The organism is Paraburkholderia sp. EG304, from assembly GCF_046543485.1.
Lineage (GTDB): Bacteria > Pseudomonadota > Gammaproteobacteria > Burkholderiales > Burkholderiaceae > Paraburkholderia > Paraburkholderia youngii.
Genome location: NZ_JBKGUA010000081.1, coordinates 1 through 18,198, shown reverse-complemented (window position 1 = coordinate 18,198; position 18,198 = coordinate 1). Strand labels below are relative to the sequence as shown.

Sequence of the window (18,198 nt, the reverse complement as noted above, 5' to 3'; positions counted from 1 at the left end):
AACCCGCACCTTCGTCAGCTTCCATCGCCAGCGTCTGCTGCTTCATCCTGTTCTGCCTTCCTTATCCACTCCGCTCTATAACGCTCCGAGTAGCTATGCGGTGGACTTGATCAGCAATGCCTTAAGTGTCAGTTATCTGATAGTTCGCCGGTTCACGTGAGATGTGGCGGAACAAACTGATACTTATCTGTCAGTTTTCTGTCACTTCATCGCGATCCCTCAAATCGAATGGAGTCATCTTGAAAACTTCCGTCTTCGCAGTCGACGTCGGCTACGGCAACACCAAGTATGCACATCGCGCAGCCAGCGGCAGCATCGCCACCGGTATGTTTCCGTCGCTCGCCCCGCTTGCGGCGAGCCGTGCACTGTCCGGCTACGGCGACAGCGTGCTCGCGTCACGCAAGGTCGTGACCATCGTCATCGACCAGATCGAGTATGAGGTCGGGCCCGATGTATCCCTGACTGCGGCTTACGGCAATACCGGCCGCGCCCTCTCGAATGACTTCGTCCTCTCCGACAGCTACGCGGCCCTGCTCGCCGGCGCGGTTCATTTCGCCGGCGTGACACATATCGAACGTCTGGTGCTCGGCCTACCCGTCCACAACATGAAGAAGTATTCGAGCGCCTTGCGTGACCGCTTCACAGGCGCCTTCGATTTCGGTGCAGGACGCGTTACCGTAGACAAGGTGGTAGTCATCCCGCAGCCGCTTGGCTCGCTCGTCGCTGCGTCGGCCAACCGCCAGAGCGAGTTCGGTCGGGACAGCGCGCATCTTGTCATCGACGTTGGCTATTTCACGACCGACTGGGTTTATGCGAACGGCTTCACGATGGACGACAAGCGAAGCGACGGCATCCCGGGCGGTGCATCGCAGATCTATCAACGGATCGCGGCACTCATTTCGCGCGACCAGGACGAACAGGTGGAGGATATCGAACGCATTGACAAGGCGTTGCGCGAGCGCAAGCCATTCTTTTTCTATGGCAACGACATCGACCTTGACCCATACCTGGAACAGTCACAACCGGTCATCGCGGGTGTCGTCAAGGAAATGCAGAACAACGTCGGCCAACTCACGAACGCGCGATCGATCATCCTGTCGGGGGGCGCCGGTCCCCTGTATGTGCCCGCCATCCGGAAGGCATTCCCGCGCGTCATGCTGGAAGTCATCGAGTCGCCCTGCATGGCGAACGTAAAGGGCTTTCTGATCGTCGGCGAAGCTGGCCTCACGCGCGAGCGTGCTACTGCTAAAGCATGAGCGAGAAGTTCGACATGAAGCTGGTCATCGACGCGGTGAGCACGCCGCTTCTCCATGCGCGACTGAGCCAGGCATCGTCATACAGGGAGCGGGCCGCTCTGCTTCGTTCGCTTGCCGAGTCCGCCCTACGCGGGCAAGGATCAGCAGGCACGAACGCAGCGGCTTCGTTTGCAGGTGACTCTCCGTTATCGTCGGGAACGCAACTGGCAGCCGCTCAGTTGCGTCAACCGGAAGAGGCCCCACGCGTTGTGCCAGAAGCTACTGCCAGCGTCGAACGGAGTCCCGCTGTTTCCAACGACGGCGACCCAGCCAGGAGTTACGACGTCAATGAAATAGCCGATGCGTTCGGCTCATTCATCTGAGCGTGGCGACTTGACTTCTGTTTGGTGATGCGAAGATGGGTTATCGCATCGGTGTGTTCATGGCGCGCCGCGCCTTGCACCGGTGCAACATTAACTGGAGGTTGTATGCTGGAACTGATCGAAATCGTCCGCGGCGGCCTGCCGCTCGGCGAGCTGCGTACGTGGGTGTTTTTTGCGACGGCCGCGGCCACCGGCATCGCAGGCTGGTACAGCTACGATGTGCTCGTTTGGTACACGAACCGGAAGAAGGGTGCTGAGTAATGGACCCGATCGAACGTCCGACTTCGTATTACAGCAGGTTCATGGGACTGCCGTTCTTCGCACGCCGCGCGATCATATTTGTTGCGTCGGTCGCGCTGTGGTGGTTCGCCGCGATGCTCGCGAGCAAGCACGTGGTGGACATGGACCTTTGCGTCATACTGCTGATGACGGGTGCGGCTGGCGCGATCTGGTCGAGCGAAATCTGGCGGCTGTGGAAGGTCTTCGCTATCGTTGTGGTGGTATGCCTGGCCATCCTGAAATCCTGAAATTGGCGAAACGCGCAGGCGAAAAAAACGGCTCCCCCAATAACCTTGGGGGAGCCGTTTCTCTATATTGATCAGTGCGGCCGGGGAGCCCCGGTAACAAGTAGACGGCGGGCGCAAAAGTCCCACGCTTCATCGAAGCTCTGGTCACGGCTGGCGTATTGGGTATTGCCCGTTGCCTTCCGGTCAATCACATCAAAGGCCACTGCTTCAGACTTGACGACCGGCTGACGGCCGCCTTCGGCACCGTTCGTAGCAACGATCGCGAACCCACCCACGAGAACCTGGAACGAGCGCATTTTCTTCTCCAGAAAAATAGCCCGACGAGATATTCCCCGGTGGGAAATATCCCCACCGGGCAAGATAAAAGAGGTGCGGCGAAAGCCGCGCTTACTGCGATGGTTCAGGCGAGCGCTGCGAGTTGAGCAGCCTTCACACCGCCGCAACAGTTCTCCGTCGACGGCACCGCATTCGCGCACCGTGCAACCCACTCGTCAGCGAAGTCGGTTCCGCGAACACGCGGCCGGTGAACGATGGCCGTGAACCCTTCGGCTCTCAGACGCTTCGCGAGCTCGACGCCACCTGCGACCCCGACAGATTTGCCGGTCTTTGGATCGACAGCGTCGAAGTCGACAAAAATGTGCACGACGCGAATACCCAGACCTTCCGGCACAACGAACTGACGCAGTAGACCGATGTTCAGGCAGTACCACGTCGGCACATCGAAGAGCATGTGCGCAGCACAGGCCGTCTCGAGCCCCTCGGCGACACCGATTTCGCCATTGACTGGCTCCATCAGACGCACTGCTCCGCCCGCAAGCGGATTGAGCGTCATGTCGTTGAGTTTCGGGTCAAGGATTTCGCCCTCGGCCGATACGATCAGCGCCTTTGCGGGCGTCGACCGTTCCAGAAACGTCCGGTGCAGCGTACCCAGACGTCCATCGGGCAATTCGAACCGCGCGAGAATGCCTGGCCAGCTGCCGATCACCTTCTTCTCGTGCCGGTACTCGAGCATGCCAAGCCGAAGCGCCGGCGAAGGTGCAACGCGCAGGCCAAGCACGCGGGCGCCCAGGTAGCGCATCACAAGGTCGCCCGCCGACAGTGGTTTTGCCGCATCCCACATCGAGCTCAGACGCCTGGCGGTGAACTCCGGGCTTGCCTTACGCTTCGGCTTTGGCGGTTCAGCAGTGCCAGCCAGACGGATTGCCCGCGGCGCAGAACCACCGTCGATCTCGCGCATCAGCCGGTACAGCCCCATCCGGTTGACACGTGTGATCAGCTGAAGGCCGTCGCCCGCCATCACGTCGCCGTTGTTGCAATGGCGGCATACCCAGTCGCCCCGCCCACGTTTGTTGTCGTAGGTGAAGCGATCGTCGCCGCCGCAAACGGGACACGCACACGCCTTGCCGGTCAATCGGTCAGCAGGCACGCCATAGCTCACGAGGAGCGAGATCCATTGCTCCGGGGAGCGCGTGAACTCCTTCAGCTTGCGCTGTAGCCACGTGTACTGCTCGGGCGTGAGTTCCCTTCCATTCAAACTCATAGTCACTCTCCTTTGCGGAAGTGGGTTAGGTCGGTGCCTGAGACAGGCGTAAGAACGCGTGCTCAAAAAAGCGGTCCGCGCACTGGCGGGCAGCTTTTTTCAGCAGACGTGCTGGCTGGATACAGAAGAAAGACAGGCGCGAACGGCCGATGCAGAAGATCCGTCGCACGACACGCCCGAAGGCGTGTCGTTGCGAAGGTGAGGTGTTACGGGAGAAGAACTGGAGGAACGGTGAGCCTTTCCGGGATCAGATGATCGACCACGCTGAACGGGTGTGAAAACCGCCGAACGGTTCTGTCCCGTAATTGCGTAAACATTGCCACGCGACGCAGAACGGGCCGACCGTCGCGACGTTGGGCGGACTGATTCGTAAAGATTGGCGCTGGACGTGCCCGTGCCTGCTGGGCAATCGGTCGATGCGCCTGGAGCGCGAGTCACGATTCAGTGTAAAGCGTGTGCCCAACCGCCAATTCGGTGAATCCTCGCGCAATCGACCCTGCTTTCGCCTCTACGTACCTTTCCGGTTGAGGTCATCCAGCGGACGATCCAATTCCTCAATACTCATGCCTTTTCGGGAACAATGGTACGCAATGCGCTGCCAACGCTGCAGCCACTGCTGCTCCAATGTTTCATAATGTCGAATCTGCATACGTAGACTCTCGACGGTCTGATCAAGATACGTGAGCTCGTCACTACGGGACCGCGACCGGGAACGTCGATCCGGAGCCGCGAGTGCATGCTTCGCTTGCTGGTAGGCGCGCAAGATGTCAGGGTGGCGACTGAGTGCCTGGCGTGTGAACCCGGAGAACGCTTCGATCCGCTCCCATGTGAGCTTTATGCCGAGTTCACCGTCCCGCCAGCGATCAAGTTCAGCGACGATCCCCGCGGCCTTGCGCTCGCTGATCTTCGAGTTAGCCCGGATCGCTTTCGGCATTGCAGCCCCCTTCGTCGATATAGCGCACAAGGTCAGCTTCATCGAAGTCCAAGGTCGCCAGTTGCGCCATCAGCTGCCCGTACCGGCTACGCAGGTGCCTCATCCAGTCCGGTTCGACCAGCGCCTGTCCGTCGATCCGCATCTGGACATTCTGCAGGCTCACGTAGACGACGGCTGCCTGTCTCTTGAGTTCGTCTGATCGCGGCGCGTCGTGCCTCAGCCAGATATATTCGTCGCAATTGGCCGAGCACTGCAGATGACGCGGACATGGCGCCATCTGGAAGTCGTGGATGCACATCCCCGGCCCGACATCATGGACGGCATGGATGCGTGCTGACAGAAACGTGTGCGCGCGCTCGACTGGCAATACCGTCGCTATCTCCGTCACGGCACCGCTGATGCGACCGCTCATGATGTCCGTCACTACCTGCATGGCTTTTTGGCCGGGCGTCATGTGCTGATAGGCCTTGGTGTCGGCCGCGTGCTTGCGCCCGAACCACTTGGTCTGGACGAGATCCGGCGCACCACCCTCATCGAGCACGTGATTCAGGAAGTGGCGGAATCCATGCGAGCGGACGTTTATGCGGCCACCCTTACTGTCGACGATCGCGTAGCGCTCGAAGACCGAGCTGATGACACCACGCCCGGTCAGGAAGTCGCGCACCTGCTGGTCCGTGATCGGACGCGCCGCATAGGTCAGCGTCGTCCGGGTGCCGCGATGCATCTGGTTCGTATACGCAACGCAGAGCGCTTCGTGGAGTGCGAGGCCGCGGCCGGGCGCGCCCGGTATCGTGGGCGACATCCAGTGATCGGCCCTGATTCCTATCAGCAACGCGCCGCGAGAGACGCGTATCTTCCCGCCAACAATCTTGTACGCAATGCTCCGCGCTTTCAGGAACTGCGCAACCGCATTGCTGCGCAATCCCAGTATCGCGTGCAACGAGGGGCCAACAATTTCCACCGGCAACGGTATGGCTGTGAGCAGCTCACCCGATTCATGGAAGGCGCGGGCGACCTGCCGCGCTCCCCGTGTTGTTTCGCGCAGTTCAGTCAGCGCCTCCTCGACGACCTCCTCCGTTTCCGTCAGCAATGGCTTGCTTTCCCACTCGACGGCCACATCGTCGGCCCGTCCCTTCAAGCGCGCATAGCGCAGAATCTTGCAGCCGTCCTCGGCCAGCAAGAGTGGCTTCTCGGGCAGGGTTAGCATTTCGCCGATACGCAAGCCGGTACACACCATCACGGTTGTGATCAGGATCATGATGCGATCGGCACTGACCGGATCATGCGGCGATGCGCCGCGCGGAATCCGCTGGTATAGGTAACCGATCGCCCGGACGGCGTCCTCATCTGGCAGACGGCTCGCTGGCCTGGCCTCCCGAGCCGCAGCGTCGATACGGTCAGGCGTCATCGATCGCGGACGGGATTTACGCCGGCAGCGCCAGTCAAGTCGCAGGCGACACAGACCATTACGATCCAGTGCGTCCGCAAACTCTTCCATATGGCCGACGACCTTGTATGCGGATGACTCACACTCACGTTCGAACAGCACCGCAGCAGCGGCGTCCAGGTGGTCCGCCGTCAGTTCCCCGATGTCGTGATCACGATCCGCAAGCGCATCGAATACGTAGCGTGCGGCCCGAACGAACACCATGTGGCTGCCCGCCGACTGGCCCCGTTGACGATGCCGCAGACACACGAGCGACTTCACGACATCACCAAACGGGCCGCACAGCGGCGCACCATATATGCGAGGCATGGTGCTATGTTGTGTGAACAGCAACCGCTGTGCAGGCCGGTCTGCCTTGTACGCGCGGGTGCGGTGCCGGTAGGTCTCTGACACGTCCCAGGTCGAACTGTCCCAAGCCACGCCCGCAAACGGAACTGCAGCCTTGGCTCTGGATACAAGCGCCGCACGGTTGACGATCCAGTTAGCCGACAGCACGCCGACCGAGCAGGTGGGCGCGGCCATCGATTTACGTCTTCTTGCGAAGTCGGCGGACATAGTCTTCAACCTCCCGGACGACCTGCGCAACGGCATAGATGACATCATCGAGCTGGATCGACAGGCGCGAACCGTACTTCGTTTGACGGTCCTCGCGGCTCGCGAGCAGTTCGTTCAGAACGGCTTGATGGTCTGCTTCCGCATAAGGCTGGAATTTAGGGCAGAGGTAGCAAGAGAACGGCGGATCAAGGGCGCAGAGGCGCTCCTGTCCGCAGGCGCCAATTTCAACCGGCGGTACAGCCGACACGTCTCCAACAAACCGGATGCTTTTCTTGGGATCAGATCCGTTCACGGCATATGACGCTGACGGCACCACCGTCCCACGGAACAGCCTCATCAGCGGCCCGATCTTCAGCGCGGCGGCACGGTCAAGGATGGTGGTCAGCCGCTTCCCCTTCAGCGAGTAATAGACCTGGACGTGTTGTGTATCCGAATGGTCGAGCATTGCAGCCAGAACCCTTCTCGATACGCCAAGTTCGACCATCGTCGTCGCGAACGTGTAACGCAACCGGCGCGAGCTGATGCGAAGGGGACGCGCGGTGCGAGGCGATACGAGATCCATGCGCTTTGAGAACTGCTGTACCAGTCGAGTGAACGACTGGGCAGTGATGTGGTACGCGTATTCGCCCGTATCCGTCCCCTCATGCCATTCGTCGACATCGCATCGCATGAAGAGCGGCCTGGGACGGTTGCCGCAGTCGACTGTCTTGTTGACCTCAATCAATTCCCTCAAGAGGTCTACCAACTCACCGCTGACAGGCTCCTCGACGAACACCTGTCGCACGCCAACGCCCGGCTTCTTGATTCTCGGAATGGCCAGCACCCAGTGGGCAGGCACGTCGAATCCGTCGAGAGCGTTCCTCAGATCCGTCTCACGCAGCAGGCAGAAGTTGGCCGGATTGCGGCCATACGCAAGACTGAGCGCGACGGCCGTGCGCTGCATCACGTCGCCTCGCTCCATAGATCTGTCGTCGAGCAGCGCGCGACGGAGCAGCGTCACCTCCGTATCCCAGAGCGGGCCGCACTCCTCGTCGTCCAGTTCCACGGCAATGCGCGATGGCCGCGTTGGGATCCGGATTTCATCGAGTTCCAGAGCGAACTCCACGTCGAAACCAAGGCAGTCCAGCATTTCTGATGACCAGATATACCAGCTGCGCAGGACGTAAAAATCGTCCATCGCTTTCCGTACACGAAGGACCTGAATTGCCTTCTCCACCGAGGCGCGCAGGGCTGCACGCAGCCGCAACGGATCATCGATTACCGAGAGATGCTGCCACAGCACCTGCAGTTCGCCGGTCGACATATCGTCACAGACGGGCCGCCCACTCAGCGCTGCCGCCGTTGTCTTAATAGCACCCGCGACGGTCCCACCGGACTGTTGTGTAAGAAGCTGTACCGCCCATCGCCGCAGCACATAGCTCACGATCACGTTGCAGTCGGCGAGGCTGGACCAGTCGACTGCAACGTGTGCGGTGACGACATTGAACTTCCATACGAGGCCGTTGAGATCCATCCGCCGTCCATCGCGGTCCACGATGTAATCTGGCAACGTAGGCAGTCCGTACCGCCGCAGGTGCGCGGCCATGGCCCGGTTCACGTCACCGTTCGTCACACGTCGCTCCCGACGATTGAACTGCCGAAGAGCGAAGCCTGGTAGCTCAGGCTGATCTCGCATGATTCCCGCCGGATCGCAGCGTCGATATACGGCCTCACCGAGTCGGCCGAGCGCCAGCCGAAGAAGTACATCATGTCCTTGTCGATACGCTCTTCATCCAGGCCGTTGCGCAGCCCAGCTGCCCGGAAGTTGATCGCGCACGTGCTGCGCAGGCAGTGCGGGTGCAGGTCGTCGAACTCAGGATGAACGGCGGCAACCTGATCAAGCAGACCGTTCACGCGCGCGAGGCTCATCGGCTGCCCACCCCGGCTCAGAAACAGGAATGGACTCCTACTGGCTCCGGGAACCGCTCGGCGCGTTCTACAGATGTACTCGTTGAGGTATCTGGCCAGCCAGGCATCGCACGGCAGATGTCTCGACTCGGTTTTGACGTGCGGCTCGTTGATCCGTGGATCAGCGGGATCGTCAGGCGAGCGCTCGACGCGGATTTCGGGAATGGCGCGGGCCAGGTGGCAGTCCGAAACCCGGAGCTTGAGCAGTTCACCCCGCCGCACGCCGAGTGTTGCCATCATCAACACGATCAGGTAGTTGCGCTGGCGATACGGCTTTTTCCAAGGATTGTCGCCAGCGTCGGGATGGCAGATCTGCAATAGCCGCTGCAGCCGGTCGTCGGACAGCGGCGCCGCGTGCACGGCGGATGGCAGGCGGGCTCGCGCCGCAGTCGCAAAGCTGCGCTCGATGAGCGTCAGCCGTGCCCGTATGTCACGGATTTTCGGGCTGCCCACGGGCATCGCCGACATCGCGCACTCGAGGTGCCACACGACACATTGCGAAACGACGTTCAGCCGGAATGTCACGGTGCCAAGTGAGACAACCAGCTTGCGGACCTTCCCCGCCACCCGGAAGTTGCGCCGTAGCCATGGGTAGAGCTGGCTGACGATTTCGTCCTGCGTGAGCCCTTCGCCGGATACGAGTCGCGCCTCAAGGGGAAATGCTTCCGTCGACGCCCATGCCCACAGATAGCCCAGAACGTACAGCGTCTTGACGAGGCTGCTGACCGACAGCCGGGGGCGCAGCCGTCCGATCAGATACGCGTTGACCCAGGGTATCGGTTGCCTCTCGGCGTCCAGCAGGATCGGCAGACGTTCGCCGCCCGGATGCAGGAACGTGACCACGTGAAATGGGGTATGCATCGGCTTCTCCCTGATGCTTCCGATTCAACGTAGGCAATGTTTACGACTTTTTCGTGGCAGCCCCCGGCGAAGGCCACCCGTCCGGGCCGTCGGCGCCCGACCTTGACGGTAATAGTTACGAACAAAGAATCGCCGGCAGCCGCGGTACCTCTCCGGCAAATGTTGCGGGTCAAGGAAAGCTCGGAATCCCAGATACAAAAAGAAAAACCCCACCAAAAGGCGGGGTTGATCTTTACAGTTTTCGGTTACGAGACCTCAGAATGGAATGTCGTCATCCATCTCTTCGAAGCCACCGCCGCGCGGAGCACCGCCACCGCCATGAGACGGCTGCGGAGGTTGCGCGCGGGTGCCAATATTGTCCGGCGCTCGCGATTCACTGGAACGCGAGGCCGGCGCGGGCCGGCTGGCACGCGAGCCACCACGCTGTTCGAAGTCACCGCCGCTGTCGCCACTACTGCGGCCGCCGAGCATCTGCATCTGTTCCGCGACGATCTCGGTCGAATAACGATCGGTGCCGTCCTGCGCCTGCCACTTGCGCGTGCGGATGCGCCCTTCGAGGTACACGGACGAGCCCTTCTTCAGATACTCGGACACGATTTCGGCGAGGCGCCCGAAGAACGAGACGCGGTGCCACTCGGTCGCTTCCTTCATCTCGCCTGAGGCCTTGTCCTTATAGCGATCGGTCGTCGCAAGACGGATGTTTGCCACGGCGTCGCCGCTTGGAAGATAACGAACTTCAGGATCTGCGCCGAGGTTGCCGACGAGAATTACCCTATTAACAGATGCCATTCTGATTTCCTCTATTTAGTAATTGACCATAGCCACTTGTCCCACATGACCTGTTTGCCTTCGACCATGACCGGACTGCCATCGCTACGGAATGCCGGGACCTTGATCTTGCGCAGGCGCCGCACAGAAACAACATCACCGACGACGCAGTGACATTCCGCGATTGCGTCCTTCAGGCCTTCACCCTGAAGCGTTCGCTCGCCGGTCGTCGTGTCGATGTGCATGGCGAATGACTTGTAAAAGCGCCCGGGCCTGTTGCGATCCGGGAACCGCTCTTCTCCCCAGGACAGGATGCGACCCGTCACCGCGGCGTCATTCGACTCACCTCGCGTTCGGGCGCGCGCGGCGCTGCCGCGTGCTGGCCGGTCCTCATCGCCACTCACGTGCGAAGCAGCAAGCCCAGCTTCAGGGGTCGGCGCTTCATTCGTGTCACGTGACTCCGACTTCGGGATGTTGAGCGATGTGCTGCCCCCCGATGTGCTGCCCCCACGAATCGCGGTGACGATCGCATCCTTGAGCGTGCAACGATGGGAAGCTACCTGTGACCAGTGGGGAGCGAGATCGGGCACGATCTTCAGGCCGAACTCGGTTTCCTCGGTGTGGTCATCGAAGGCGGGGATGAACTCAACAATGTGATCGCCCTCGTCGACGAACAGGTGCGGCGTGTCCCCAATCATCACCACCGTTTCGTTTGCCGCTCCCTGCCCTATCTCGTGCGGCATACCGACGCTACTGGTTGTGGGAGGCGCGGGCGTCTGGACGGGTGCGGCCGGTGCGCTGGCCTGGGGTAATGGTGAGGTGGGTTGTGCGGCGGACTTGCCGGGGAAGAGGTCCGCGAGTACGCGGGTAAGGAGTGATCCAGCGTTTGCCATGCTGCCTCCTACAACAACGTGCCGAAGCACATGCGTTGCAGCTCGCGCAGATCGCGCGCGAGCAGGGGCGTGCTCATGATGACGTCCTGCATCGTCTCCGGATCAATGCCGTTGACCTTGCAGACGTAGACATAAGGCAGCGCGCCATTCCAGTAGCCCATGATCCAGCCGAGCGTCGCGCGGTAGTCATCGACGTCGATCTTGCGGTTACGCAGACGCTCGGAGAGCAGTTCCGCGCAGTCCATCAGCGACTCAGGCATGCGGTCGCCGCGGCGGCTGTCACTCGCGAAGGAGATCAGGGCGTCGATCATCCTGTCGCGAACCGTTGCGCTCCAGAACTGCGGATCGGGAAGAGGGTCAGGCCGGGGGGTAGTGACGAGAACCGGCGAGGAATCGCCGAACATGTCCAGCTGCCAGGCAGCCACATGCGTTTCCATGGATTGCTCCGGTGTCTGGCCGGCAATCCAATGACCCGTAACCGGGAATGGATTCCCGGCATGGGTTGAGGTGCCGTCACCGAGGGCATAAGCCCTGGTGACGGTAGGTGGTGACAGTACCCCGGTTATTGGGTACCGGTTTTGAACGGAACAACGACAGCCGATTTTGCATATTGCTTCATCGGTGCCGGTTGAGCAGCCGGGTCGTTCGCAGCCGCAGTTGCGTGTGCAACGGCAGCGGTGCGAGCTTTCGCGGCGTCAGCAGCTCTGGCAGCAGCAGCGAGTTTTTCAGTCTCGATGCGTGCGGCTTGCGCTTCGGCTTCGGCAGTTTCAATTTCCTTGGCCTTCTTCATCATCGCCTTGTACACCCAGCGAGCAGCGAGCAGGATGAGCAAGCCGGAGACCACAAACGAAATGGTCGCGAGATAGGCGACCAGACAGAGGGCGACCAGCTTGCCCGGTGTCTTCAGGGCACCGTTGAACAGAACTTTCAGCATTTTACTCTCCAGAAAAATTCACGCACAAGGGAATGTCCGGACAACGTCCGGTGGTTTCGATGCTCGGGACGAGCAAGGAAACTCGGCGCGAGGCGCTTTCGTAGGAACCCGGAAAGGGCCCATACGGGAACACCAGCACGGAAAAAAGATGAGGGAGAGGCAGAACGGACGCGCGACTACCGTCACGCATGTCGATGCGTCGGGGACGACGCGGAGATGAGCCTAGATTACCGCGCCCGAACCTCGCAGCAGATCTGAATGCTCGCGAAAGTCGTGCAGCTTAAAAGGCAGGCGGGTCTCGCACCTGGTGGCTGCTCGCGCTATTGCGTCAGCCGGCTGACGGCCTTAACCCGGAAAGCTCGACTAAACCATATAGCTTTTCGGGATTGAATGAAGGCGGAAAGAAAGCTTCCAGGTTTCTGCGTCGATTCCGCGACGACTTGACTTCGAAAATTACGCGGCAGACTGGAACTCATCTCCACTCAACGAGGTTCCCACGATGCTGACGACCATCCTTGTCGTGTCCGGTTGCGTATTCGCCTGGCGGGCACTCACGCGCCAACGCAAGCCCGACACAAGCAATCCACCCGCCACGCGCAACCAGAAAAGCGGCGACGAAGGCGAGGCGCTCGTGCAGGCGGAACTTCGCTCCGCGCTGCAATGGCTGTGCGGCGAAAACTTCTACCTCCACCCGGGCGCCCTGCTGCTGAACCACGCGCCGGGGACCGACTTTCCGACGGCAGAACTGGATCATCTCGCGATCACGCCCTTCGGCATCTTCGTCATCGAAACCAAGAACTGGGCGGGCAGCATCCTGCCCGGCCCTGACGCGCAAACCGTTGTGCGCGTCGGCGCGGACGGCCAACGCGAAACACGCCGCTCGCCGCTTCGCCAGAACCGGTCCAAGGTTGGTTTCCTGCGGAGTGTGTTGCCCGGCATCTGGCCGGTTGAAGGTCTGGGTGTGTTCGCGAGTGACCGCTGCGAAATTTCGGCCGCCCTGCCCGCCAATCTGATTCGTCGCGCCGACCTGCATCAATGGCTGCGAGCCCGCCAGGCACGCCACGACGCGAGGGGCGATCTACCGGTGAACGTGCACCACCCCTGGCGCGCAATTCAGGCGGTGGCTGTCACCGGTGACGCGGCAATTCATGCGCATCGCATACACGTGATGCAATCCGCATGAACCGAGGGAAAACCCTAAATAAATTGCCCGGAATTTCTAAAGGTTCCCGAATGCTTGCCGATTCAACCTTTGCTTCGCGCAAAAGTGCCGGTTGTCACAAAAGCTGCATGTAATCGTGCGCCTTTCAGCCGAAACGGGCGAAAAACGAAGCGTATTCTGGCCAGGGGATGAGTGCTACGCGCATCAGAAAGGTCAGAGTGCAGCGTCACGCCACACGGAAACAGAACAGAAAAGAAATGAGAAACGTTAAAGACTCTTCAGAAGACCGCTCCGCGGCCGGCTTACACATGATGATCGCGAAGGCGATTGCCGACATCGTGCATCTTGTCCAGCAGGACCGGACGCAGAACCTCGGCGACACGCCTCTGGTACGGCAGCACGCCACCAACTGGGCATTGAGCTTCGTCGAGCGCGAATTGAAGCTCTCCCGCTTCAGCGCCAGGTTCTACCTCCGGTGCCACCAGCAATTCGGGACCAATCCGGAAGCCATCCGGCACCTCCGCCTGACCGATATGTGCCTGCTTTTCCGGGCGACCGATGAACTCGTCTCCTTCATCGTGCAAGCCAGAAAAGCTGTCCCGCTCCTTACGCCCCGGGAAGTCAAAAGGCTGATCGACGCCTATCGCGGGCCGGGCAACCACCACGCGGCCTCACACGCATAGCGTCACCGACAGACTTCCGTCGGCTTCGCTTCGCGCAACACCTGCGAACCGGCTTCCACCGATTTGAGCAAGGACACACACAATCATGAGCAACAGCAAGGACCTGAAAAAAGTCAACAACGACGAGTTCGACCCGACCCGACCCGACGCAGGCGGTGCAGACGGATCTGATGCGCTGGAAGAGTCGTTGCCTCCCACCTTCGTCCATATCCCCAACCAGAACGAACTCAGTCAGGCCGCGCGGCAGTTCTTTGGTGGCCAGTTGGATGAAGCTCTGATCGCCTCGATCGTGGCCGAAAGCGAAGAAGTTGCGCACTCGACCCGCAAGATCCTTGGGGAGCACATGCGTACCGGTCGGCGATTGCGATGGACGCCAACGCACCCGAGGCGCTCATTGCGACGAACGATATCTATGCGCGCCTGTTCGAAAGCCGGCTCATCTCTGCCGATCGCGGCTGGAATCTGACCCGTTCGATGGCTGCCGACACCCGGCTGACCGTTGCTCCCTGCCGTTCCTGTACCACGCACTATGTGGTCTCGAACAACGACACGAAGATCGAGGTGCATAACCGCTTCGCATGTCCTGCGTGAGCGTTCACCGCCTCTCCCGCGGGCATCTCTGGACCACATACTGAGCGCCTCGCTCAATTCTTACGAGGAATGTCCGTTATCACTAGAATGCGCAACGGCCACGGTGCGATCGCCCGACGATTTCGGGAGCGCGACCGGACGCGACTTGACTTTGCGATGAGATCGCTAACATGGAATCAAGGTCGTGCAAGGGGCACAGCCAACAACAAATCCAAGGATTCAATAATGAAGAAGAACATTTCCACTCTGACAGCCGTTTCTTTCGCGGCCGTGCTTGCCCTGGCTGCATGCGGCGGTGGCGGGGGCGGCGGTGACGGCGGCGGTAGCAGCAGCAGTGGCAGCAGCAGCAACAACGGGAGCAGCAGTACCCCGCCGGCGTCCACCCCGACCAGCGCAAACGTAACGACGCCGCAGTACGCGGCCAATAGTGCACAACTCGCCGTTTTCAACACGCTCAACCAGCAACGGCAGCAGTGCGGTTTCCCGGCTTTCGTTGAGAACACCCAACTGGATCAGGCCGCGCAGGCCCACGCATCCTACATGGGCCAGAATGGCGGCGCGATCACCGATTCGGAGGTGGCCGGCAAAGCTGGCTATACCGGCGTCACGTACGCCGATCGCGCGGCTCACTTCGGATTCCCGGGATCGGGCGTCTATACCGGGGGCGCAAGCGCGGGTTTCTACACAAATGCCACGCTCACCGAGCCGGAGTACGGACAGCGGATCGCCTACGCGTGGATGAGCGGCGTCTACCACATCGCAGTCGCCGCTTTGCCAGTTACGGAAATCGGCGTGGGCTGGAATGAATTGACATACAACGGCTTTCCAGAAGTCCAGTCGTCTGTGTCAATCGCGAACCTGCAGCCGCTCGCGGGCAATCTGCCGCTGACGTTCCCGTGCCAGGGCACCACTGGTGTCCCGTACTTGTCAGGTGGCGAAACACCAATGCCGCCAAATACTTCGGGTTCGTTCGGTATGCCAGTCGCCGTAGTCGGCAACGCGACCGATACGATCGTGCTGACTTCGGGCACTTACACGGACACGTCGGGTAACGTTATTGCGCTGCAAGTCCTCAATTCGGCTAGCGATCCAAACCAGGAACTGTCGCCGTTCGAAGCCGTTGCATACCCTGCTGCGCCGCTGACTGCAAATACGACCTATTCGGTATCGCTCACCGGCACGCGTAACGGAGTCGCGTTTTCGCGGAGCTTCACCTTCACGACGGGTAACATCGTGGGCTGAAGTGCCCCATGGTTCCCCGAGCGTGCAGTAGCAAAAGCCCCATCTGCAATTGATGGGGCTTTTTTGTTGACTCTACGTTTTAATAGCGCTTGCGAACTCCGGTATGGCTTAGTGATTGGAACCAGAACATGCGTATGCGGGCTGCGGTGGAATCGAAGCGCTCGGATCACCGGCAGCCACCTCAAATAGAGACGCAAGCGGGTAGCCATTACCCTGGTCCGTGTCCCAATTGTCGCCTAACTCGTTCACGTAGTATCGACCTTGACTGTCGACCGATACGGGGTATTGCTTACCGAAGTAGAACTGATAGTACGTGGTTGACCCATCGGACCAAATATCCCGATAGACCGCTAGCGGTATCGGACCCGTTTTGCTGCTCCCATTGTAGGAGCCGCAATCCGCCCATACCCAGAATCCTGTGGCCGACACTATCGTTTTCGGTGGCGGGGTCCGAGGAATGCAAGTCAGGTTGACCCACGCCGATCCGTTCCAGTCCAGGCTAATTTGGTCATATCCGGGAGCGCAGCTAGGTGGCGCCTGATAGTTGCACTGTGGGGCCGAGTATTGTGACCCGATCCACTGCGCCGCGGCGACGGTCGTCCATCCGGCATCTGTCGGACACGTCGGCGGCGCCTGCCAGACTGTCGTGATCATTCCGACGCAGCTCGAGTCCTGGTTGCCTGGCGAGCACCTTGCCGGCCCTGCGATCGACGTGCCGGACGCAAAAGCCAGGCACAGCAAGAGTCCGATCCTTCTTAAAAGCTTCATTCCTTTTCCTTAGTAGTAGCAATACGTCGAGGCAACCGCAGTTCCTGCAACTGGGGTATCGTTGCCGTCTGTGATGTACACCGTCCACGGGCCCGCACCGTAGACTGGAAATTTGACGGCCGCTGTCGGATCGACCTGGAAGCTCTTGCCTGACACGAAGATGCCAGGTGTGCCGCCTGCAGGACAACTTGGACTCGGAATGGTCACTCCCGAACCCGTATCGATCGGGTAATAGCCGTACCAAAGCTTCGGTCCGCCAACCGGCATCCATTGCAGAACGCCCGACAGGTTCTGGCACGACAGAATTAGTCCCGAACCATCGCTTGCCCCGGCCATGGCATTCACCGCCGGGCAAGCGGTTCGTGGCCAGCCCACGCTGCCCATCCCAATCGTCGTACCGGCGGTGACAGTCGTACCAGCCGTGACCGTCGTGCCCGCGGCTACCGCGCCGCTTGCCGCCACCGCGCCCGTGGCTCCAACATTCGCCGCGCTTACCGTCCCCTCTGCATCCAGGTCGTGAACGTTGTGGAGGCTCACGTGATTGACGTTCTGGTCTCCCGTCCAGGTCAGCGCGCCGTCGCGACGGATATAGACCGAGTTACCGTCCGAGGTTGGCCCATTGGTCGCAAGGATCGCGGCCGGGACATTGCCCAGCGGATTGGTCGCCGTCCATGCACCGTTCAGGCCAGTGATCGTTCCAGCGTTCTGCGCTTTCGAGTATCCGAACTGTAGGGCGCGGTGATCATCGTGCCCTTCGGGATCATCAGGCAGTCACCGCGAATGCTGTCGTAGACGTCCTTTTCCACCATGAGCGCAGCGGTGCCGGGACGATCGGAATTCAGCCCTTCGATGGAGAGCACCGGAATATGGTGCGGCGGCGAAAGCACGCAACCGTGCGCCTGCCCCACGAAGCCACCGCGGGAAAAATCCTCGCCATTGCCGGATTGCCCTGCTGCGGTCCTGATAAACGCCGTGTCGCGGTCCTGCGTCGATGAAACGGCGCCACGCCCGGCCTCCGGACCAATGCCCGCTGCCGCCAGCGCTGCGGCGACCTGTGCACCGGCTGCACCGGTGGCAGCCTGCTGGGCGGATGCCTGTCGCGCGGCAATCTGCTGCGGCGTGAGGATGCCAGGTGGCAAGGTCGCCTGCGCGGTCCCGGAATCCTTGACCTTGACGCCGGGCCGGAAGATCGCCGACGCGTAAATTGCGTCGGTATCCGCCTGTGTCTTGAGTTCGCGAGTGCGCTGGTCAGCGACGAAGTTATCCGCGGTCAGACCTGGCGCGAGGCTGGGCGCTGCAGCGGAAGCCGCGCGCGGCAACGCGGCAGCTCTCGCCTCGGACGCCGCAATCCGTCGTGCAGCCGATTGCTGATCCTCAATAATCTTGTCGACGTCCTGCGTGCTGTTCGACCTGTCGACCACTTCTGCCTGTTTGGCCTTCTTTGCCAGTTTCGCCTCGTCGTCGGCCTTGGCGCTCTCCTTGACCTGGTAGTAGAAGCCGAGTGCCGCAATGACGACGGCCGCGACCACGCCCGCGCTGATGAGCGCGTTGCGTGGCGACTTCCCCTTGACAATCTGCGCCTGCGCGCCCGTCGGCTGTCCGTTTAGGCAGTATGACTTTCCGTGATGTGGTGGCTGGCCCGCCGTGAGAAACCAGACGCGGGTTAGCATTGCTGCCAGAGCCGCATGGTGTGCACGAGGGCGACACCCGGCGATTTCCAGCACGGAG

The 18,198-nt window shown here is 60.8% G+C and carries 20 protein-coding genes; 8 read left to right on the top strand and 12 right to left on the bottom strand.

What is annotated here, in order from left to right; genetic code table 11:
• Nucleotides 1-239 precede the first annotated feature (239 nt).
• The 4 genes from ACLFKU_RS39560 to ACLFKU_RS39545 all read left to right on the top strand — a co-directional run bounded on the left by ACLFKU_RS39560 (nt 240) and on the right by ACLFKU_RS39545 (nt 2,145).
• Nucleotides 240-1,256 (top strand): PRTRC system protein D, encoded by a 1,017-nt coding sequence (locus ACLFKU_RS39560; RefSeq protein ID WP_410852836.1) that lies wholly within the window; start codon nt 240-242, stop codon nt 1,254-1,256.
• Nucleotides 1,253-1,618, top strand: coding sequence for a hypothetical protein (locus ACLFKU_RS39555; protein WP_410852835.1), 366 nt, complete (start codon nt 1,253-1,255; stop codon nt 1,616-1,618). Before ACLFKU_RS39560 ends, ACLFKU_RS39555 begins: the two co-directional genes overlap by 4 nt.
• Before the next feature lie 105 nt (nt 1,619-1,723).
• Complete coding sequence (locus ACLFKU_RS39550) at nt 1,724-1,879, top strand: hypothetical protein (protein ID WP_410852834.1); 156 nt, start codon at nt 1,724-1,726, stop codon at nt 1,877-1,879.
• A 41-nt stretch (nt 1,880-1,920) separates the two neighbouring features.
• Complete coding sequence (locus ACLFKU_RS39545) at nt 1,921-2,145, top strand: hypothetical protein (protein WP_410852833.1); 225 nt, start codon at nt 1,921-1,923, stop codon at nt 2,143-2,145.
• A gap of 71 nt (nt 2,146-2,216) precedes the next feature.
• On the opposite strand, the gene ACLFKU_RS39540 is transcribed toward ACLFKU_RS39545, so the two are convergent.
• The 10 genes from ACLFKU_RS39540 to ACLFKU_RS39495 form a co-directional block, all read right to left on the bottom strand.
• Nucleotides 2,217-2,441 (bottom strand): hypothetical protein, encoded by a 225-nt coding sequence (locus ACLFKU_RS39540; protein WP_410852832.1) that lies wholly within the window; start codon nt 2,439-2,441, stop codon nt 2,217-2,219.
• A gap of 104 nt (nt 2,442-2,545) precedes the next feature.
• Nucleotides 2,546-3,685, bottom strand: a complete 1,140-nt coding sequence (locus tag ACLFKU_RS39535; RefSeq protein ID WP_410852831.1) for a primase-helicase zinc-binding domain-containing protein — start codon at nt 3,683-3,685, stop codon at nt 2,546-2,548.
• Nucleotides 3,686-4,193: 508 nt separating this feature from the next.
• Complete coding sequence (locus tag ACLFKU_RS39530; protein ID WP_368587423.1) at nt 4,194-4,619, bottom strand: hypothetical protein; 426 nt, start codon at nt 4,617-4,619, stop codon at nt 4,194-4,196.
• Nucleotides 4,597-6,621, bottom strand: coding sequence for an integrase (locus ACLFKU_RS39525; protein WP_410852830.1), 2,025 nt, complete (start codon nt 6,619-6,621; stop codon nt 4,597-4,599). The genes ACLFKU_RS39530 and ACLFKU_RS39525 overlap by 23 nt, the downstream gene beginning before the upstream one ends.
• Nucleotides 6,593-8,233 carry a tyrosine-type recombinase/integrase gene (locus ACLFKU_RS39520; protein WP_410852829.1) on the bottom strand — a complete coding sequence of 547 codons (1,641 nt, stop codon included), beginning with the start codon at nt 8,231-8,233 and terminating at the stop codon, nt 6,593-6,595. Before ACLFKU_RS39520 ends, ACLFKU_RS39525 begins: the two co-directional genes overlap by 29 nt.
• Nucleotides 8,230-9,411: a tyrosine-type recombinase/integrase gene (locus ACLFKU_RS39515; protein WP_410852828.1), complete on the bottom strand. Its 1,182-nt coding sequence runs from the start codon at nt 9,409-9,411 to the stop codon at nt 8,230-8,232. The genes ACLFKU_RS39520 and ACLFKU_RS39515 overlap by 4 nt, the downstream gene beginning before the upstream one ends.
• 273 nt (nt 9,412-9,684) lie before the next feature.
• A complete protein-coding gene (locus ACLFKU_RS39510) occupies nt 9,685-10,218 on the bottom strand; it encodes a single-stranded DNA-binding protein (protein WP_410852827.1) in 534 nt (177 codons plus the stop codon).
• 11 nt (nt 10,219-10,229) lie between these two features.
• Entirely contained in the window at nt 10,230-11,090 is an 861-nt protein-coding gene (locus tag ACLFKU_RS39505) for a hypothetical protein (RefSeq protein WP_410852826.1), read from the bottom strand.
• Nucleotides 11,091-11,098: 8 nt separating this feature from the next.
• Nucleotides 11,099-11,527: a hypothetical protein gene (locus tag ACLFKU_RS39500; RefSeq protein ID WP_176112173.1), complete on the bottom strand. Its 429-nt coding sequence runs from the start codon at nt 11,525-11,527 to the stop codon at nt 11,099-11,101.
• A gap of 125 nt (nt 11,528-11,652) precedes the next feature.
• Complete coding sequence (locus ACLFKU_RS39495; RefSeq protein WP_013094392.1) at nt 11,653-12,024, bottom strand: hypothetical protein; 372 nt, start codon at nt 12,022-12,024, stop codon at nt 11,653-11,655.
• 499 nt (nt 12,025-12,523) lie between these two features.
• Between ACLFKU_RS39495 and ACLFKU_RS39490 the strand changes: the two genes are divergently transcribed.
• The 4 genes from ACLFKU_RS39490 (at nt 12,524) to ACLFKU_RS39475 (ending at nt 15,702) form a co-directional block, all read left to right on the top strand.
• Complete coding sequence (locus ACLFKU_RS39490) at nt 12,524-13,207, top strand: nuclease-related domain-containing protein (protein ID WP_410852825.1); 684 nt, start codon at nt 12,524-12,526, stop codon at nt 13,205-13,207.
• A gap of 287 nt (nt 13,208-13,494) precedes the next feature.
• Nucleotides 13,495-13,869, top strand: a complete 375-nt coding sequence (locus tag ACLFKU_RS39485) for a hypothetical protein (RefSeq protein WP_410852824.1) — start codon at nt 13,495-13,497, stop codon at nt 13,867-13,869.
• 85 nt (nt 13,870-13,954) lie between these two features.
• Nucleotides 13,955-14,335: a hypothetical protein gene (locus tag ACLFKU_RS39480; protein ID WP_410852823.1), complete on the top strand. Its 381-nt coding sequence runs from the start codon at nt 13,955-13,957 to the stop codon at nt 14,333-14,335.
• A 350-nt stretch (nt 14,336-14,685) separates the two neighbouring features.
• A complete protein-coding gene (locus ACLFKU_RS39475) occupies nt 14,686-15,702 on the top strand; it encodes a CAP domain-containing protein (protein ID WP_410852822.1) in 1,017 nt (338 codons plus the stop codon).
• A gap of 777 nt (nt 15,703-16,479) precedes the next feature.
• On the opposite strand, the gene ACLFKU_RS39470 is transcribed toward ACLFKU_RS39475, so the two are convergent.
• Nucleotides 16,480-17,007 carry a hypothetical protein gene (locus tag ACLFKU_RS39470; RefSeq protein ID WP_410852821.1) on the bottom strand — a complete coding sequence of 176 codons (528 nt, stop codon included), beginning with the start codon at nt 17,005-17,007 and terminating at the stop codon, nt 16,480-16,482.
• 143 nt (nt 17,008-17,150) lie between these two features.
• The coding region (locus tag ACLFKU_RS39465) for a TrbI/VirB10 family protein (RefSeq protein ID WP_410852820.1) at nt 17,151-18,198 on the bottom strand (1,048 nt) is incomplete at its 5' end.

Excerpts from the sequence above, each read along its gene's own strand:
- ACLFKU_RS39555 (WP_410852835.1), top strand. The coding sequence starts at position 1,253 with ATGAGCGAGAAGTTCGACATGAAGCTGGTCATCGACGCGGTGAGCACG.
- ACLFKU_RS39550 (WP_410852834.1), top strand. The coding sequence starts at position 1,724 with ATGCTGGAACTGATCGAAATCGTCCGCGGCGGCCTGCCGCTCGGCGAG.
- ACLFKU_RS39545 (WP_410852833.1), top strand. The coding sequence starts at position 1,921 with ATGGGACTGCCGTTCTTCGCACGCCGCGCGATCATATTTGTTGCGTCG.
- ACLFKU_RS39540 (WP_410852832.1), bottom strand. The coding sequence starts at position 2,441 with ATGCGCTCGTTCCAGGTTCTCGTGGGTGGGTTCGCGATCGTTGCTACG.
- ACLFKU_RS39535 (WP_410852831.1), bottom strand. The coding sequence starts at position 3,685 with ATGAGTTTGAATGGAAGGGAACTCACGCCCGAGCAGTACACGTGGCTA.
- ACLFKU_RS39530 (WP_368587423.1), bottom strand. The coding sequence starts at position 4,619 with ATGCCGAAAGCGATCCGGGCTAACTCGAAGATCAGCGAGCGCAAGGCC.
- ACLFKU_RS39525 (WP_410852830.1), bottom strand. The coding sequence starts at position 6,621 with ATGTCCGCCGACTTCGCAAGAAGACGTAAATCGATGGCCGCGCCCACC.
- ACLFKU_RS39510 (WP_410852827.1), bottom strand. The coding sequence starts at position 10,218 with ATGGCATCTGTTAATAGGGTAATTCTCGTCGGCAACCTCGGCGCAGAT.
- ACLFKU_RS39505 (WP_410852826.1), bottom strand. The coding sequence starts at position 11,090 with ATGGCAAACGCTGGATCACTCCTTACCCGCGTACTCGCGGACCTCTTC.
- ACLFKU_RS39500 (WP_176112173.1), bottom strand. The coding sequence starts at position 11,527 with ATGGAAACGCATGTGGCTGCCTGGCAGCTGGACATGTTCGGCGATTCC.
- ACLFKU_RS39495 (WP_013094392.1), bottom strand. The coding sequence starts at position 12,024 with ATGCTGAAAGTTCTGTTCAACGGTGCCCTGAAGACACCGGGCAAGCTG.
- ACLFKU_RS39490 (WP_410852825.1), top strand. The coding sequence starts at position 12,524 with ATGCTGACGACCATCCTTGTCGTGTCCGGTTGCGTATTCGCCTGGCGG.
- ACLFKU_RS39485 (WP_410852824.1), top strand. The coding sequence starts at position 13,495 with ATGATGATCGCGAAGGCGATTGCCGACATCGTGCATCTTGTCCAGCAG.
- ACLFKU_RS39480 (WP_410852823.1), top strand. The coding sequence starts at position 13,955 with ATGAGCAACAGCAAGGACCTGAAAAAAGTCAACAACGACGAGTTCGAC.
- ACLFKU_RS39475 (WP_410852822.1), top strand. The coding sequence starts at position 14,686 with ATGAAGAAGAACATTTCCACTCTGACAGCCGTTTCTTTCGCGGCCGTG.